At 44.2% G+C, this 17,038-nt stretch carries 15 protein-coding genes; 12 read left to right on the forward strand and 3 right to left on the reverse strand.

Annotation, left to right across the window (positions count from 1 at the left end; genetic code table 11):
- Window positions 1-285 precede the first annotated feature (285 nt).
- The 9 genes from IEY13_RS17760 to IEY13_RS17800 all read left to right on the forward strand — a co-directional run bounded on the left by IEY13_RS17760 (window position 286) and on the right by IEY13_RS17800 (window position 8,969).
- On the forward strand, window positions 286-567 hold the full coding sequence (locus IEY13_RS17760) for a co-chaperone GroES (RefSeq protein ID WP_188954564.1): 282 nt from the start codon (window positions 286-288) through the stop codon (window positions 565-567).
- A gap of 40 nt (window positions 568-607) precedes the next feature.
- On the forward strand, window positions 608-2,233 hold the full coding sequence (gene groL, locus IEY13_RS17765) for a chaperonin GroEL (protein WP_188954566.1): 1,626 nt from the start codon (window positions 608-610) through the stop codon (window positions 2,231-2,233).
- A 405-nt stretch (window positions 2,234-2,638) separates the two neighbouring features.
- A complete protein-coding gene (locus IEY13_RS17770) occupies window positions 2,639-3,838 on the forward strand; it encodes a hypothetical protein (protein ID WP_188954568.1) in 1,200 nt (399 codons plus the stop codon).
- Window positions 3,839-4,274: 436 nt separating this feature from the next.
- Complete coding sequence (locus tag IEY13_RS17775) at window positions 4,275-5,534, forward strand: hypothetical protein (RefSeq protein ID WP_188954570.1); 1,260 nt, start codon at window positions 4,275-4,277, stop codon at window positions 5,532-5,534.
- An 876-nt stretch (window positions 5,535-6,410) separates the two neighbouring features.
- Window positions 6,411-7,031: a hypothetical protein gene (locus IEY13_RS17780; RefSeq protein ID WP_188954572.1), complete on the forward strand. Its 621-nt coding sequence runs from the start codon at window positions 6,411-6,413 to the stop codon at window positions 7,029-7,031.
- Window positions 7,032-7,043: 12 nt separating this feature from the next.
- Window positions 7,044-7,451: a DUF5675 family protein gene (locus tag IEY13_RS17785; protein WP_188954574.1), complete on the forward strand. Its 408-nt coding sequence runs from the start codon at window positions 7,044-7,046 to the stop codon at window positions 7,449-7,451.
- The gene (locus IEY13_RS17790) at window positions 7,438-7,692 is read left to right on the forward strand and encodes a hypothetical protein (protein WP_229687904.1); all 255 of its coding nucleotides are present in this window, start codon (window positions 7,438-7,440) and stop codon (window positions 7,690-7,692) included. Before IEY13_RS17785 ends, IEY13_RS17790 begins: the two co-directional genes overlap by 14 nt.
- Window positions 7,689-7,874, forward strand: coding sequence for a hypothetical protein (locus IEY13_RS17795; protein WP_188954576.1), 186 nt, complete (start codon window positions 7,689-7,691; stop codon window positions 7,872-7,874). The genes IEY13_RS17790 and IEY13_RS17795 overlap by 4 nt, the downstream gene beginning before the upstream one ends.
- Before the next feature lie 303 nt (window positions 7,875-8,177).
- Entirely contained in the window at window positions 8,178-8,969 is a 792-nt protein-coding gene (locus IEY13_RS17800) for a glucose 1-dehydrogenase (protein WP_188954578.1), read from the forward strand.
- 251 nt (window positions 8,970-9,220) lie between these two features.
- On the opposite strand, the gene IEY13_RS17805 is transcribed toward IEY13_RS17800, so the two are convergent.
- Both IEY13_RS17805 and IEY13_RS17810 read right to left on the reverse strand, forming a co-directional pair.
- Complete coding sequence (locus IEY13_RS17805) at window positions 9,221-9,625, reverse strand: nuclear transport factor 2 family protein (protein WP_188954580.1); 405 nt, start codon at window positions 9,623-9,625, stop codon at window positions 9,221-9,223.
- A 5-nt stretch (window positions 9,626-9,630) separates the two neighbouring features.
- Window positions 9,631-10,155: a TetR/AcrR family transcriptional regulator gene (locus tag IEY13_RS17810; RefSeq protein WP_188954582.1), complete on the reverse strand. Its 525-nt coding sequence runs from the start codon at window positions 10,153-10,155 to the stop codon at window positions 9,631-9,633.
- Between the two features lie 248 nt (window positions 10,156-10,403).
- Between IEY13_RS17810 and IEY13_RS17815 the strand changes: the two genes are divergently transcribed.
- From IEY13_RS17815 to IEY13_RS17825, 3 genes are all read left to right on the forward strand, one after another.
- On the forward strand, window positions 10,404-11,294 hold the full coding sequence (locus tag IEY13_RS17815) for a DJ-1/PfpI family protein (protein WP_188954584.1): 891 nt from the start codon (window positions 10,404-10,406) through the stop codon (window positions 11,292-11,294).
- A 64-nt stretch (window positions 11,295-11,358) separates the two neighbouring features.
- Window positions 11,359-11,841, forward strand: coding sequence for a hypothetical protein (locus IEY13_RS17820; RefSeq protein ID WP_188954586.1), 483 nt, complete (start codon window positions 11,359-11,361; stop codon window positions 11,839-11,841).
- Between the two features lie 71 nt (window positions 11,842-11,912).
- Window positions 11,913-13,415 carry a choice-of-anchor I family protein gene (locus IEY13_RS17825; RefSeq protein ID WP_188954588.1) on the forward strand — a complete coding sequence of 501 codons (1,503 nt, stop codon included), beginning with the start codon at window positions 11,913-11,915 and terminating at the stop codon, window positions 13,413-13,415.
- 25 nt (window positions 13,416-13,440) lie between these two features.
- Here the strand turns inward: IEY13_RS17825 and IEY13_RS17830 are convergent, their stop codons facing one another.
- On the reverse strand, window positions 13,441-17,010 hold the full coding sequence (locus IEY13_RS17830) for a response regulator (RefSeq protein WP_188954590.1): 3,570 nt from the start codon (window positions 17,008-17,010) through the stop codon (window positions 13,441-13,443).
- Window positions 17,011-17,038 lie beyond the last annotated feature (28 nt).

Genomic DNA, 17,038 nt, shown 5'->3' on the forward strand with positions numbered 1-17,038 from the left:
GGCAATGCACAATCGAAGACCCGCTAATAACAAACGCAACAACAACAACAAAACGCTGATAGCGTAAAAAAAAACACCGGTTTATTTTTTTTGAAGAAGTATAGTGGTCTGCAAAAGGGGGATGAATTTTCGTCAGCGAGGGTGACAAATTTTCAAACCACAAAATGTCAGAATGTACAGAAACCTGTACTGGCACAAGGCTTGAGAGCGATTTTTTACAGCCGTTTGTCCGGACACGGCTGTATAGCTAATCAATGTTTTTATTTCATCTTTCAAATAAGTAAAATGGCAAACAACAATCAGGTAAAACCATTACACGACAGGGTTATTGTAAAGCCAGCACCCGCAGAAGACAAAACAGCCGGCGGCATTATTATACCCGACACTGCCAAAGAAAAACCACAACGGGGCATTGTACTGGCAGCAGGGCCAGGTAAAAAAGATGAGCCTGTTACCGTTAAACAGGGCGACCGTATTTTATACGGCAAGTACGCAGGCACCGAATTTCAGTTTGAGGGCGAACAGGTGCTTATTATGCGCGAATCTGATATACTGGCTATAGTGTAAAAACGCAATTGTTATTGTAGCATTTTTAAAAACAATCATTATGTCAAAGCAGCTTTTTTTTGAAACAGATGCAAGAAGCAAAATGAAAAAAGGGGTAGATACCCTTGCTAATGCTGTAAAAGTTACGTTAGGCCCCAAAGGGCGCAATGTGGTATTGGAAAAGAAATACGGCGCACCGGCGGTAACCAAGGATGGCGTTAGCGTAGCCAAAGAAATTGAGCTGGAAGATGCCATTGAAAATATGGGGGCACAAATGGTAAAACAGGTAGCCTCTAAAACAGCCGACATTGCAGGCGATGGCACTACCACCGCTACCGTGCTGGCACAGATACTGGTAAACGAAGGCCTTAAAAACGTAGCTGCCGGAGCCAACCCCATGGATATAAAAAGAGGTATGGATAAGGCCGTAAAGGCAGTGGTGGAAAGCTTGCAAAGCCAGTCGCTACCGGTAGATACCTCGCATAAAAAAATTGAACAGGTAGCCACTATATCTGCCAACAGCGATGAAGCTATTGGTAAGCTGATAGCAGAGGCATTTGCCAAAGTAGGCACCGAAGGTGTTATTACAGTGGAAGAAGCCAGAGGCACCGCCACCACGGTGGAAGTAGTGGAAGGTATGCAGTTTGACAAAGGTTATATATCACCCTACTTTGTTACCAACACCGATAAAATGCAGGCAGAACTGCAGCAGCCTTATATATTGCTATGCGACAGAAAACTATCGGCCATGAAAGATCTGGTAGGCATTCTGGAAAAAACATCGCAAACGGGCAGGCCGCTGCTGATTATTGCGGAAGATATTGACGGCGAGGCACTGGCAACACTGGTGGTAAACCGCATAAGAGGGGTATTAAAAGTGGTAGCGGTTAAAGCACCTGGCTTTGGCGACAGGCGCAAAGAAATGCTGCAGGATATAGCCGTACTTACAAAAGGCACTGTTATTAGTGAAGAGCAGGGTTATAAACTGGAAAACGCCGATGTAACCTACCTTGGTACCGCCGCCTCAGTAGTAATAGATAAAGACAATACTACCATAATAGGCGGTAACGGGGATAAAGAGGCTATTACAGCACGCGTGAATCAGCTGAAAAACCAGATAGAAAACAGCAACTCTGACTACGACCGCGAAAAGCTGCGGGAGCGGCTGGCAAAACTAAGCGGTGGTGTGGCGGTGTTGTATGTGGGCGCTGCCACTGAAGTGGAAATGAAAGAGAAAAAAGACCGGGTAGATGATGCGCTGAATGCCACCAGAGCTGCAGTGGAAGAAGGTATTATACCCGGTGGTGGCGTGGCCTTTATACGCGCGCAGAAAGCCATAAGCGAACTGCGCGGCGTTAATGAAGATGAAACCACCGGTATACATATAGTGCAGCGTGCCCTGGAAGAGCCCCTGCGCCAGATTGTACGCAACGGCGGCATGGAAGAAGGCAGCGTGGTAATACAAAAAGTAAGGGAAGGTAAAGCCGACTACGGCTTTAACGCCCGCACCAGTGTGTATGAACCGTTGCTGGAAGCAGGTGTAATAGACCCTACCAAAGTAGCCCGGGTGGCTATTGAAAATGCCGCTTCTATTGCAGGTATGGTGCTTACTACAGAATGTGTGGTAGCAGATAAGCCCAAAGAAAAAGTAGCTGCGGCACCCCTAATGCCGGCAATGGATTATTAAACTTAAAAGCAGCTGTACAGGGCTGGCCTATAGGCCGGCCTTTTTGTTTCAGGTAAATGTGTTCTTTGTTTAGGTAAAGGCATAACATTGCTGTTATGCCTTTTTTGTACGGATTTTCAAACGGGGAAGGCACTAATAAAAAAGGGGAATTACGTAGATAGCAAAACAATTTATTTTGTATGCAGCAAAACAAATACGGTGGTTTCATAGGTTGAGAGCTCGAATGTATAACAATAATGCTACGACATGGAAATATCAGCTGTATATGTTTTTTGGCTATACGTAAGTAGAATTATTGATTTTACCTCTTCTTCCAGCACAATGCGATTGCCTTACAACATAAGGTATATATTACCAAAACAATGAGAATAACTCATTATATTTAGAGAAACAACAATTAATCGTATGAAATCTAATCATACCGCTGAAAGTAAAACACCACCACAAACATCAACAGAAAAAAAATCTCTTAATCCCCTGGTATTAATTCAACAGCAAAAAGATAAAACCCAATTACCATATAATCCACTACAATTGCTTGCAGCCAAAGCATCTTCTTACAAACCCGTTACTCAAAAAAAAGTAGGCTTTGAAATTGAGGTAGTAGGTAAGCGTATAAAAGAGAGAAAAAGCACTAATCCACATTACAGGGCATTAGCAAAAGGGGAAGCATTGCATCAGGCAGCGGGTTGGAAACTGACACCTGACAGTAAATTGGATAGATTATGGACTCCTGAATATATAGTTAAGGCTATAGACGAAACTACCAATCCAGAGCAAATACCTGTAAAAATAGCCGAGGTTTCTGCACATGCTGCTAACGACCTTATTCACCCTGGCAATTGGTCTAATGGCCAAAACATTTCAATTGAAAATGAAGAAGACGAAATAGAAGGTAATTTTCACGTAACAGGTGGTTTAAGGCTCAGTCGCATCAGCGAATTGATAAAAATACTTTATCCTGCCGGTGACGATAAAAGCGAAGGAACAGACGAAGCCCTTGCTACGCGGGCTGAAGGTATAAGTATGAGGGGGGCGAATTATAAAAGTGTAGTAGCTTTGGTTGCCCTCCAGATTTCAGACTTAGCAAATTCAGCTGACCGTGTTGAATACCTGAACGGCCGGACTGCTAAAATTCCTGTAAGTATTTTAAGCAGAACAGACCTTGGAGCGGCAGTGTCTAAAGTTTCCTTTTTTGCAAGCAAACAAGCTTTCATCAACGATGTATTAACTACAGCAAAGGTGCCAGGTGATACAAAGCTTATTAAACACCAGTTGCCCGGTTCAGCAGTTACCGGAAGAAGCATAGATGACCAGCAGGATATTACCGTATTACAATGGCTGAATAAGCTTTTAACGGGAACAGACTTTGTATGGAGTGAAACCAGAAACGATGCAGGAACTGCGTTTGGATACGATAAAGTTGGAGAAAGCACCTTAGGCCACCGTGCAGACGGAATTATACTGGAATTACGCGCCCTTACAGGCCAGGAACATACACCACTTGCCAACTGGGTTAGTTTTGCACAGAAGTTTGCTACATTATTTGCTATGTTAAACGCAAAAAAAGACCACACTGAAATTGTAAATAAATTCAGGGAATAGCATATAATATAAGATACATTTCTTCTGTTTTTAAAAGCCCGGCAGTAGAAACTTACCGGGCTACATCTATATGTTAACGCAAACCTATTAGCGGCTTCGGTTATGTGCATGTAAGCTAACAACCAAGGCAACTGCGCATCAAATATATCTCACCTGATCCACGAATAAACACCCTGAACAAAATGAACAGAGGCTAACCAGGCTATCTGTAAATAAATACCCTATGCTTTAACTTTTCATTTTAATATGGAAAATTAAATTCGTTTCACTTTTCCCCCACCCCGGTAAATAAGCAGGTTTCCGTTATTCTATAAACTAAATATTTATATTAAACCGTAACTATGAACCCACTTAAACAACTACCACACCCCGGAAACAAACTGGCGGCACCCCAACCAAATCCGTTTTTTTAACTCTAACGATAAAAGAAAATACCATGAAAACTGAATTGCTGCCTCAACCAGCTCAGCAGCCTTATGCACTATACACAGGTGCGCTGCCTAATCTGTTTCTATTACTGCAACACGATCTGCATCCAGACAACATTCCTCTTCTGTTTCAAAACGGGCAACTGGAAAGCCGGGTAAATGATGTAAAACAACAGTGCCACAACCTCATTCACGAATTTTCGTGCCTTATATGTTATGGCACTGATGCTACCGGAAACAGTACCCTGCAACGCAGCTGGTGTGCTGAAAATACACTGCTGGACATAGCTTACAGGTATATTAAAATACACCCGGAGCTAAAAACAGTATACCAGCCTGCTTTAGATGCAATAATTGAGGTATATAATTTTTTAGATACCCATTTTAAACAACTGCACCCTGCCGGCAGTAAAATGCCCGATATAATTATTGAGAAATATATTACTACCATGAAGCGTGCCTACCATAAACTACTACAGGCGCACAACCAAAACGGTCTGTTAAAGGCACTTTTACACCCCGCATGGGAAGTAATTAAACACCCCGGAAAAGGCAACAACACCTACCACCGCGTTACATATGCGTTTCAATTACTGGGAAGGGTAAAACTATGGCACCAGCGCAAAGGCAGCTATGATGAGTTGTATGGCATTGCACTTAGCATGAATGTAAACAGCCAGGCTTTTTTAGAATACATTTCTGTAATGGGCAAAAAAGCATTGGACGCTTTTGCAGATGAAGCCGCCAAACACCAGCAGATAAAAAACTGGCATCAGCAATACCGCGAAGAAGTATGGATAACCACCCATACTGCAGTAAGGGAAAGTTATAATGCAGAAGAACGGCATGTAGCAAGCTTTTTTACTGATTGGCTACAGGAACAAAAGGAGTTTCTGGTGCTATGCAACCATGAGGCTGATGAAAAAATACGTTTACAAATTGCTAAAGACCTTGCCTTTCTTTGCTGGCATACCAGAATATCTATAGAAGCAGGTTTTTACAGTGAAGAAATTACTACGCACATTATACGGGTTATAACAGGCTATATTTCCACTAAAAATACGCCTGCACCTTCTTTTAATAGTGTTGAAAAACTAATAAGAAGCATTGAAATACCCTGGCAGGTAAAAGATGAACTGAAAGCATACTTTAACAGGTGCATGGCGCAATTGCTAAAAGTACCGGAAAAAGGTGTAAGACCGTCTAAAAAGAAAACGGATACAATTGCTATTAATAAAAGAAAAGCCAACACCAAAACCAAACAATAACCGGCATATTCCATACCCGAAAAAGCGATATTAAAAACACACTACTCTTGTGTGAGGCTGATTATTATAACTGTAGAACGGGAATTTACAACTGTAAGCCCGCAATCTACAGCTGTAAATACTGGTTTTACAGCTGTAGCGCTGTATGTTATAGTTGTAAATTTTCGTGCGATAGTTGTAGTCCGGCATTTTATAACTGTAATTTTTCGTTCTACAGTTGTAGCACCAGATTTTACAGTTATCAATTTTCGTTCGATAGTTATAGAACGGAATTTTACAGTTGTAAGTTTTCGTTAGACAGTTGTAGCCCGGCATTTTATAGTTGTAAATTTTCGTTCGACAGTTGTAGCACTCTATTTTACTGTTGTAAGTTTTCGTCCGACAACTTCCCCGCCAATCGGAGAAGTTTTTTTTGTCCTGCTACAAGCAAAAAAGCGTTAAAAACAGATATATATTTCAACTATACATTCGGCAATTTCAAAAAAACACCGGCTACAGCCCCTTGTCTATATAGGTTTCATAAAAAAACATGTACCAGACATGTAACGCCAGCGAAAAACACACGCCTGCAAATAATTAACAACCAGCACACTACATATATCCGGTTAATTCCGGGCATTGAAAAAAAAGTTTCTTAAAACTATTTTCCCTTACCAGCACTGCGTTTGAGGGCGTTACATGTGTATTACATGTTTTGAAAACTTTTTTGCGTGCTGCAATTTTACACTGTCAACAGCGGCAAACAAAAAGGAACGGCCGTTCGCCCCAAAAGGCTCATCTGTTTAACCGGTTACTGCGCAGCAAAACAGATAAAGCCCCGGAGGGGATAACAAACCGCCACTGCAATTATTCAAACATTCAAAAAAATTAAATAGTATGAAAAAACATGCATATTTCATTCCTCAAACAGATGCGGAAGCAGGTGTATGGTGCGGAAACGTAAACGATAAAATTGTTATTGTGGGCCCTCAGGTGGGTGTAGACCCGGCAGGCGTAACCATAATACAAACAGCAGCCATCAACTACAAAACTACGGTTGACCTTGTTGAAGTTAAAAAGCGCGAGCTGGAAGAAGCTATCAGTGCTAAAAAAATAAGCCGTAAAACAGACCTGGCAATAATTGCCAGATATGCCCAGCAAATAAAAGCACATGTCAATTACACAGAAGCACTGGGCGGGGTATTGGGTATTGTGGGTTCGGTATCGGTTATTGATCCTAAAGATCTGCGCCCTACCATTACCCTCCGGGCTTTTCCCGGGCAGGTAGATGTGGGCTTTAACCTGCAGGGTATGAAAAGCATTGTGATATACAGCCGCCCCAAAGGCAGTCATGGATGGGAAAGGCTGGGCCACGATAAAACCCCGCCGTTTATTGATACCCGACCGCTGGCAGTAGCACTGCAACCCGAAATACGCGAATACACAGCGCGCTACTTTGACGGTAAGGAAGAAATAGGTGAAATGGCAGCTATTGAAACCATTGTATTTGCTGGTTAAAACCTGAATACTATGGAAATAAAACTGCACCGCACCTACTACAGCAACGGCACCAATGGCCTGCTGATGCTGGATAACCAGCTGGTGTGTTACACAATTGAACTTCCATGGCGCGATAACGAACCCCGGGTATCCTGTATACCCGAGGGTGAGTATCCGCTGGCAAAAAGGCTTAGCCCCAACCATGGCAAATGTTTGTTATTGAAAAATGTACCCAACAGAAGTTTAATTCTGATACACCCGGCCAACAACGCAATACGTGAACTGCAAGGCTGCATTGCCCCGGTAAGCAAACTAACCGGCCCCGGCTGTGGCGATAGAAGCCGCATGGCATTTAACACGGTGCTACAGCAAGTTTACGCGGCGCTAAACAAACAACATTCTTTAACCATTCAAATTGTAAAAAATGAACTCAAATAAATTAATCAGTTTTGTACAACGGGCACAGGCCCCCACCCCGCCCTTCTTTAAAAAGCTGCGCAACATAGGCCTGGTACTGGCTGCTACGGGTGGTGCTATTATGGCCAATGCGGCGGACTTACCCGCGGTTGCCACCACCATAGCCGGTTACCTTACACTGGCAGGTAGCATAACCGGAGCCATTAGCCAGCTTACCATTACCACTACAGACGATAACCCTAAAACCGCCGATGAAGTATGAGCCAGCAGATACCAACCTTCGGCGCAAATGCCGGTATAACAGGTGGCATTATCTGCACAGTGGCAACCAGCTTTAACAGTGGCGACCTTACTAAAACTATAATACTGGCCACTGTTGGCTCGGTAGTGAGTGTGATAGTAGGTTTACTGATAAAGAAGTTGCTGAGCAAGTGGTTCAGGTAACATGCCGTTAAGCAAACCATTATTTATTAAACAAAAACAAGTTATAAGGGCTTCACTATGTAAACAGAACATAGGAAGCCCTTTTGGGTTACAGCCGCTTTGGAAAATAAGGTTGTCTGATGGCTGCTGCCATGGGCAATAAAAAGCCCGCTTACCCAACAAGCCGCAATCTGACCAATTATGTACGCCATCTGACCAATATACCCTACCCCTGTTAAAGTAACTTTGTATTACCCTATAAGCAAAACAATTTGTTTGCCTTAGTGTTATAACCACATTGCTAATCAATTAAAAAGATGAATTATGAAACCATTGGCACAGAAAGCAATTATTATTACAGGCGCAGGTATGGGATTAGGACTGGCAACAGCACTGGAAGCCGCTGCACGCGGTGCAAGGCTTTGCCTGGTAGATTACAATGAAGATGCACTGAAACAGGCTGCGGCCGGTATTCAGCAGCAATATGCAGATGCGGAGGTGATTACGGTTAAAGCCGATGTAAGTAACGAAGAAGATGTAAAAAGCTATGTAAATGCCACGCTGAAAGCTTTTGGCACTATAGACGGCTTATATAACAACGCTGGTATAGAAGGCAAACAGGCGCCGTTAACAGAGTACGATCTGGAAGTATTTAAAAAGGTAATTGATATAAACCTGATGGGCGTATACTTTGGCCTGAAGCACGTAATACCGCATATGCAGCAAAAGCAGTATGGCCGTATTGTAAACGTGGCCTCAGTAGGTGGTATAAGAGGGGTAATGAACCAAACCCCCTATGTGGCTACCAAACACGCCGTATCGGGCATTACCAAAAACGCTGCACTGGAGTATGCACGTTATGGCATTAACACCAATGCTATTGCACCGGGTGCTATACTTACCCCCATGGTAGCAGGCGCGTTTAAACAGGTAAACCCTGCAGACCCCAAAGCGGCTGAAACAGAATACGCACAGGCCAACCCATCTAAAAGACTGGGACTGCCGGAAGAGGTGGCCAGGGTAGTATGTTTTCTGCTAAGTGATGATGCCAGTTACGTAAACGGACAAACCCTGGCTATTGACGGAGGACAATCAAACAGTTATGGTAATGTGTAAAACCATACCTGTTAATATAATATACAAAAAAGCAGCTTAAAATAAGCTTAGTAATGAAATTTTTGTTTGGCAATATGGAAATTTTATCTACATTTACATCAGAAAGCACAGCAATAGTGCTTCACTAACAAAAAAATTATTATTACCTTATTATAAACTAGGTGTTTTTCATAGGTTAGCAACGGCCTGTCTTGTCTAAGACTCAGGCCTATTTTTTTTTAATATACCTCCCATCTCCTCATCCATTACAATTACCGGTCTTCCTCATTAATTTCCAGATCATTAATACTGGCGTACCGCTTTTGCATTAAACCGTTTTCATCAAACTCCCAGTTTTCGTTACCGTAAGCTCTAAACCATTTACCCTCTTTGTTTCTATACTCATATTCAAACCTCACAGCAATTCTGTTATCGGTATGCGCCCAGTATTCCTTTTTAAGTTTATAGTCAAACTCTTTTTCCCATTTGCCGGTCAAAAATTTCACAATCTCTTCCCTGCCATTCACAAACACGTTTCTATTCCGCCACTCGCTGTCAATGGTATAAGCCAATGCTATTTTTTCGGGGTTTCTGCTATTCCAGGCATCTTCGGCCATTTGAATTTTCTGTAATGCCGTTTCCAATGTAAATGGAGGCAAAGGATGTTTCTGTTCCATGTTTTTTAAATTAAAGTGTTTACAATTTTTTTTGCTTTCTCTACCAGCTCGTTTGATTGAAAAAGCTGGCTTTCTATAATTGAACTTTCAAACAACAGATAGATATGTTCTGATAACAACTTCTCTCCCACTTCCTTTTCAAAGAATGCTCTAAGGTCGTTTTTGTGTGCCTGTATAACAGCAAGTATAGCGCCCTGCTCTCTGGATATTTCAGACAGTGTATTTAAAAAACTGCATCCCCTGAAATTCTCCTTTTCATTCATATGTTGAATAAAATCGAAGGCGCTTAATATTCGCTTTTTAGTGCTTTTTGATTTTGCACAATACGCATTTAATTCAGCAAACCAATAATCGTGTCGTGCATTCAGGAAAGCAATACACAGATCGTCCTTTGATTTAAAGTGCTCATAAAAACTCGATTTGGCAACGTTGGCTTCGCTGATGATCTGATTAATACCGGTACTGTTGTAACCCTGCTGATGAAACAAAAGTGATGCTGTTTCAATTATTCTTTTTTTAGGAGTGCTCATATTCATCGCTCTTTACGAAAGCAAATGTAAAGATTAATTTCAAAAACAGACAAGTCTGTCCGTTTTTATTCCAACTAATGCTGTTGACCATTTCCAGTCCGTATATTGCCCACCCTATACAATCCTCCTGGCATTTCCACCAAACCGGCTGAAGCTTCCTTCACAAATTTTTTGTCCCCCATTTTAAACGCTCAAACTCCTGGCATGATATTTTATTCTGGTATAGCAACCTTGAAAAAATATACCTTATGGCATCTAAGAAGCCGGCGCGAAAACGCGCCAAATCCTTATCCTTACCACAGGCTGCTCATAACATCCATACCGGATTTTATGAACAATTCAGCCAGGCCAAACAGTACTGCAAAAGCGAATCAGCAACAGAAAAACAGCAGATTGTAGAAGAATTAAGCCGCAGACTGGAACAGTGCGCCTCTGCCCCTATGCGGGAGAACATGCTGCAGATGCTGGCAGAAGTAAATAAAGAACTGGCAGACAGTGTAGCCTATGCCTGCCGCATACAGCAACTGCAAAAGCATACAGCACCGGTAGTTAGCCTGCGCGAAAGCGATAACGGCGAAGAGGGCGATGAGCCACTGCTGAGCGATGAGGCATTAACCAGCATTTATACCATTCCGCTGCACATACGCAGCCGCCGGGTAGCCATACTGGCCGCAGCAGGTGTAAACGGCAAACAGGTGCTGGCTATGAAAAAAGCCCTTACCGCCGCCGGAGCGGTTGTGGAAATTATTGCCCCGGTACACGGAAGCATATTAACCGAAGACGACCTGCCTATTGGCGCAGACCACAGTTTTCAGCATGCCACCGCCGCATTTTACGATGCAGTGTATGTACCCGGCGGAGAAAGAAGTGTACAAGCCTTACAGCAGATGCCTTATGCCCTGCATTTTTTAAACGACATATACAAGCATTGTAAAGCCATTGCCGCCCACGCGCAAGCCCTGCCCGTGCTGGAAGCAACGTATTTTTGCAAACAGCTGCCTGTTAAGGGCAGTGCAGAACAAATGCCACCCGGTATACTACTGGCAGAAGATACAGATACCCTGGCCAACGAGCTGATTGCCGCCATAGCCCGGCACCGCTTCTGGGAAAGAAATACGTATTACAGAATAACCGCATAAACAAAAGCCCGTTACACCAACGGGCTTTTTTATACTTATAAGGGGGAAGCCTTATTTTAGCAGCATGAGAACTGCGGCTATACAGGAACTGAAGACGGAACTGAAAAATGTACCTGCCAAAGAATTGATTGAGTTGTGTCTGCGGCTGGCAAAGTTTAAACAGGAAAACAAAGAGCTGCTTACCTTTCTGCTGTTTGAAGCAGATGATATAGATGGTTACATCCAATCTGTAAAAGCAGATATAGATGAAGAGTTTGCAGCTATTACCACCACCAGCCAGTATATACTGAAAAAAAACCTGCGCCGTGTTACCAGGGTGGTAGGTAAACACATGCGGTACGCGGCCAGCAAACAGGTAGAGGCAGAACTGGCCCTGTATTTTTGCAGTAAAATGAAGGAAGCCCGCATACTGCCCAAAGCCAACACGGTAATACGCAATATGTACCTGCAGCAATACAACAAGGCCGAAAAAGCCATCAGCGGCATGCATGAAGATTTGCAGTACGATTATACCCAGCAACTGCAGCAACTGCGCTTAACAATTTAGACACCTTCTGTTTACATTGCGTTTACACAGGCAAACTACTCTTGCATGCGCTTAAAAAAGGCGCTGAAGACATGAAAAGAAAATATCTTTTACCGCTTGCCCTGGTGGCGGTGCTGGCATCCTGCTCTAAAAAAGACGGTGCTTCCGAAACTATTCTGAATGAAGATCCTTCCACTTTTGCCGAAATAGGCTCCATTGACATTGGCGAAGCCGGTGCTGCTGAAATAAGCGCTTACGACCCCGCTACCAAAAGACTGTTTGTGGTAAACAACGGCGGCGTAAACAAGATAGACGTACTGGATATGGCCGACCCCGCTAAAATGAGCGTAATTAAATCTATTGCCATTACCGGTGGTGCTGTAAACAGCCTTAGCATACACGATGGCAAACTGGCTGCTGCCATTGAAGCGGCAGATAAACAAGCGGCCGGTAAAGTAACCGTGTACAAAACAAGCGATTACAGCGAAATTAAAACCATTGCTACCGGTGCTTTACCCGATATGGTAACTTTTAGCCCCAATGGGGAATATATACTTACCGCTAATGAAGGGGAACCCAATGCCGCTTACAACATTGACCCCATAGGTTCTGTATCGGTAATAAGCGTAAACAACGATTACAGTGTGGTAAATGTTGATTTTGCCGGTTTTGCCGCCCAGCAGGAAGCGCTGATGCAAAAGGGCCTGCGCATATTTGGCAAAAACGCAACCTTTGCAAGTGATATAGAGCCTGAATACATTACCGTATCGGCCGATTCTAAAACAGCATGGGTTACCTTACAGGAAAACAACGCCATTGCTAAAATTGACCTGACTACTAAAAAAGCTACGGATATATTCCCGCTGGGCTTTAAAGATTATAACGCAGCCGGTAATGCTATAGATGTATCTGATAAAGATGATGCTGTTGCTTTTGCCAACTGGAACATTAAAGGCATGTACCAACCCGATGCAATTGCCGTGTTACAAAGCGGCAACATTCCTTACCTGTTTACCGTTAACGAAGGCGATGTACGCGAGTATGACGGCTTTAAAGAAGCGGACCGCATTAAAAACCTTACACTGGATGCCACTGCATTCCCTGACGCTGCCAACCTGCAGAAAGACCCTAAACTGGGCAGACTGAACGTTACCAAAACCCTGGGCGATGTAAATGGAGATGGTAAATATGAAACACTGTACTCATTCGGCGCACGCTCGTTCAGCGTATGGAATGGCAATACCGGCGCACTGGTGTTTGACAGCAAAAACGAACTGGAAGTAAAATGTAATGCTGCTAAGTATTATGATGATAACCGCAGCGATGATAAAGGTGTAGAACCGGAAGGCATTGCTATTGGCCAGATGGGTAATAAGCAAGTAGCCTTTATTGGTATGGAAAGAGCAGACGCAGTTGCGGTATATGATGTAACCAACCCGGCTGCCCCCGTATTTCAGCAATTGCTGAAGTGTGGCGATGCACCGGAAGGTGTACTGTTTGTACCAGCTAAAAACAGCCCTACCGGCAAAAGCCTGCTTATTATAAGCAGTGAAGATGATGGTGTGGTAAAAGTATATTCAGCCAAAACCCTTTAATAACCCTTTTAGGGCAAACCCCGGCCTAAGCAGCCGGGGTTTTGTTTTCAGCATAATGCTGTATTACCCGCACTACCGAGTTAATTTCTTCCAGCGCTTCATGCACCAGTTGTGCAGTAGTATCTACCTCACCCGGTGTAAGCTGTTCAATTTTTCTGGCCAGTACCGCCAGTGTTTCCATGCCGGAACTTACTGCGGTACCATACAGTTTATGCCCGGTTTCTTTCAGCACCTTTACATTCTGATTACTGTTGCCAATTACCAGTTTTACTGCTGCCTTTTCCAGCTCTTCCGATGCTACCTGCAGCAACTCTCTGGTAAATGTTTCATCATCGCCGGTATACATGCGCAATTGTTCCATATTCAGGTGGCCCTCAAACGGATCGGCAACGGTGGTTTCTTTTTCCGCTATCAGCAGGCGGTTAAACACTTCTCTTATTTCTTCTTCCACAAAAGGCTTGGTAACATACTCATCCATGCCGGTTTCCAGGCAACGCTCCCGCTCGCCCACAACATTAGCAGCGGTAAGTGCTACAATAGGGGTATGCTGCTGTTGTAGCTGCCTTATTTTTAAAGTGGCCTCATAGCCGTTCATTTCGGGCATCTGTATATCCATCAGTATAATATCCGGTGCTTCCTGTGCATACAAAGCTACCGCTTCAGTACCTGTAGCAGCCTCCCGTATAGAGGCATGTGGCGCAATGCGATGCACTACCGTACGGGCCAGCAGCATGTTAATAGCATTGTCTTCCGCTATCAGTACTTTAAATGGTTGTTGTATTTTTTCGTTTTCGTGTACCACAACCGCCGGGCGTGCAGTTACCTGCACATCTGCCGTAAGGGCTGCAAGCGCCTGGTACAAATCCTGCATTTTTACCGGTTTTACCAACCGCTGCTGTACACCCAGTTCCTGGCAGGCTTTGCCCATGGTTTCATCGTCAGAAGAGCTGTGCAGCAGCATTAACGGAATACTGCCTGCTGTTTCAAAAAACGCTTCTTTTATTTTACGTATGGTTTCCAGCCCATTCATATAAGGCATATGATAATCCATCAGTATGGCATCAAACTGCTCCCCTGCTGCCAGCAGCTGCAAGGCTTCAAACCCATTGGCAGCCTCGCGCGAAGCTACCTGCTTCAGCATCAGCATCTGTTTTAAAATAAGGCGGTTGCTGGCATTATCATCCACAATTAATACGTTACGTATATTATCCAGGTTAACACTGCTCATTACCTCGCCCGCCTCTGCTTCCAGCACTATATCAAAGTAAAAAGTGCTGCCCTTGCCTGGCACGCTTTCCAGTTGCAGCGTACTACCCATTAAGGCCAGCAGGCGGTTGCTGATGGTAAGGCCCAGCCCTGTACCGCCGTACTTTTTGGTAGTAGAAGCATCTTCCTGCAAAAAGGCCTCATATATCTTATGCTGCTTATCGGCATGAATGCCAATACCGGTATCCCGCACTTCAAAGCGGAAACGGGTGCAATGGTCGGGCAATTGTTCCAGCGGGTAAATCTTCAGTTCTATTTCGCCTTTAGCCGTAAACTTCACCGCATTACCCAACAGGTTTACCAGTATCTGTTTTAAACGTACGGCATCGGCATAAATAAACCGGGGCAAATCGGGCTGTACATTCAGCAATACTTCCAGTTTCTTTTGCTGGGCCTGGTAGGCTATTACATCTGCCGCCTGGCTCATCATCAAAAACATATCGCACCGCTCTACGCTCAGCTCCAGCTTGCCGGCTTCTATTTTTGAAAAATCAAGAATATCATTAATAATACTCAGCAGCGAATTGGCGCTCTGGTTTACAATAGACAGGTATTGCTGTTGCGACTCGTTCAGCTGGGTTTTCAACACCAGATCTGTAAAACCTATAATACCATTTAACGGCGTACGTATTTCGTGGCTCATATTGGCCAGGAACTCCGATTTGGCTTTGCTGGCGCTTTCTGCCAGGCGTTTGGCACGACTCAGCTCCCGCCGCTGCCGTTCGTTTTCCAGTTCAATCTGCTTACGGCTGTCAATATTCTGCAATGCACCGTAAATGCGGTAGCAAACCCCATCTTTAAACTCAGCATGCCCTATGGTTCTTACCCATAACACTTCGCCTGTGGCGGTTACCGCTTCCGCCTCCATATCCCAGCTTTGCCCGGTTTGTATGGCACGGGTGGCAGCCGCTATAATTTTATCGCGGCCCGGCCCTTCTTTATACAACAGCAGGGTGGTTTGGAAATCGGGCGTAAAACCAGCCGGCGTTTTGTGCATACGGCGTATTTCATCGCTCCAGAAAACAGAACGTTTTACCAGGTTCACTTCCCACGCCCCTACACCTGCCAGGCTGCTGCTTTGCTCCATCATTTCCTTCACCCGCTTCAGATCTTCTTCCAGGTAATAGGAAGTAGTAATGTCTGTAGCATTGCCAATTACATAAGCATCGCCCTCGGGCGTCCAGGCCAGTACGTTATGAAACAGCCATATTTTTTTATAACCACTTTTATGTATGGTTTGCATTATACCGCTGGCCTGTCCACGCTCCTGTATCTCGTGCAGGTACAGGCCCAGCGCCTCATGCCGCTCTCCGGGTATAATATCAAACAAAGAACTCTTCAGCAGTTCATCCCTGTCAAAACCCAATGTGGCAGCGCCTGCTGTATTCAGCGATAAAAAGCGGCCGCTGAGGTCGTGCGTACACATAAGCCCCGAAGAGCTTTCAAAAAAATCGCGGAACCGCTGCTCGCTCGAACGCAGTTTCTGATCGCGCAGTACCTCGGCCGATACATCGCGGGCAATAGCATAAATATTACCCGTTTCTTTTTCGGTAGTGGTAACCCATTCCAGATATACATAACTGCCGTTGCTGGCCATATACCGGTTGGTAAAATGTACCGTAGGCCTTCCTTCATATATATTCGCAAATTCAGCTTTGGTTTTGTCTACATCTTCCGGGTGAATCATAGAAATAATAGCATGTTCCAGCAGGTATTCCTCTTCCCAGCCCAGCACCGTGGTAAAAGCCGGGTTTACCCTTTTAAAATACCCATCTACCCCGGCAATACACAGCAAATCGTTCGATAACAGAAACAGGCTTTCAAAATACCGGTCTTCACTTTTCTTCCGGCGCTCCATTATGGCTTCTGCCGCTTTTTCTGCCAGCATCTGCAGGCCCTTCCGCTGTTTATCGCTCAGCTTACGCGGCACATGATCCAGCACGCACAAAGCGCCTAAACGAAAACCATTTCTGTCAATAAGCGGATAACCGGCATAAAAAGGATAAGGTACCTCCCTGGCAAAAGGCGTATGCATAAACCGTGGATCTTCCTTTACGTTCTCTACACAAAACAAACCATCTGCCTGTATGGTATGTTCGCAATAAGAAGCTTTACGGGGCAACTCGCGTATGTCTGAACCCGTGTTCGATTTCATCCATATTCTGTCCTTATCGGCCAGGGATAAAAAAGCTACCGGCGCATCACATAACAGTGCAGCCATCTGGGTAAAGCAATCGAAGTCAGTTTCAGATGCAGAATCCAGTATCTGATAGCTGCGTAGTGCCGCTAACCGCTCCTGCTCCGAAACATCTGTTACATTGTTTTTCATTTTGACAAAACAGGTATTTACACCCGCT

Source organism: Filimonas zeae (genome assembly GCF_014641615.1).
Lineage (GTDB): Bacteria > Bacteroidota > Bacteroidia > Chitinophagales > Chitinophagaceae > Filimonas > Filimonas zeae.

Bases quoted from the DNA above. Each gene is read 5' to 3' on its own strand.
- IEY13_RS17760 (WP_188954564.1), top strand. From the start codon at position 286: ATGGCAAACAACAATCAGGTAAAACCATTACACGACAGGGTTATTGTA.
- groL (WP_188954566.1), top strand. From the start codon at position 608: ATGTCAAAGCAGCTTTTTTTTGAAACAGATGCAAGAAGCAAAATGAAA.
- IEY13_RS17770 (WP_188954568.1), top strand. From the start codon at position 2,639: ATGAAATCTAATCATACCGCTGAAAGTAAAACACCACCACAAACATCA.
- IEY13_RS17775 (WP_188954570.1), top strand. From the start codon at position 4,275: ATGAAAACTGAATTGCTGCCTCAACCAGCTCAGCAGCCTTATGCACTA.
- IEY13_RS17780 (WP_188954572.1), top strand. From the start codon at position 6,411: ATGAAAAAACATGCATATTTCATTCCTCAAACAGATGCGGAAGCAGGT.
- IEY13_RS17785 (WP_188954574.1), top strand. From the start codon at position 7,044: ATGGAAATAAAACTGCACCGCACCTACTACAGCAACGGCACCAATGGC.
- IEY13_RS17790 (WP_229687904.1), top strand. From the start codon at position 7,438: ATGAACTCAAATAAATTAATCAGTTTTGTACAACGGGCACAGGCCCCC.
- IEY13_RS17795 (WP_188954576.1), top strand. From the start codon at position 7,689: ATGAGCCAGCAGATACCAACCTTCGGCGCAAATGCCGGTATAACAGGT.
- IEY13_RS17800 (WP_188954578.1), top strand. From the start codon at position 8,178: ATGAAACCATTGGCACAGAAAGCAATTATTATTACAGGCGCAGGTATG.
- IEY13_RS17805 (WP_188954580.1), bottom strand. From the start codon at position 9,625: ATGGAACAGAAACATCCTTTGCCTCCATTTACATTGGAAACGGCATTA.
- IEY13_RS17810 (WP_188954582.1), bottom strand. From the start codon at position 10,155: ATGAGCACTCCTAAAAAAAGAATAATTGAAACAGCATCACTTTTGTTT.
- IEY13_RS17815 (WP_188954584.1), top strand. From the start codon at position 10,404: ATGGCATCTAAGAAGCCGGCGCGAAAACGCGCCAAATCCTTATCCTTA.
- IEY13_RS17820 (WP_188954586.1), top strand. From the start codon at position 11,359: ATGAGAACTGCGGCTATACAGGAACTGAAGACGGAACTGAAAAATGTA.
- IEY13_RS17825 (WP_188954588.1), top strand. From the start codon at position 11,913: ATGAAAAGAAAATATCTTTTACCGCTTGCCCTGGTGGCGGTGCTGGCA.
- IEY13_RS17830 (WP_188954590.1), bottom strand. From the start codon at position 17,010: ATGAAAAACAATGTAACAGATGTTTCGGAGCAGGAGCGGTTAGCGGCA.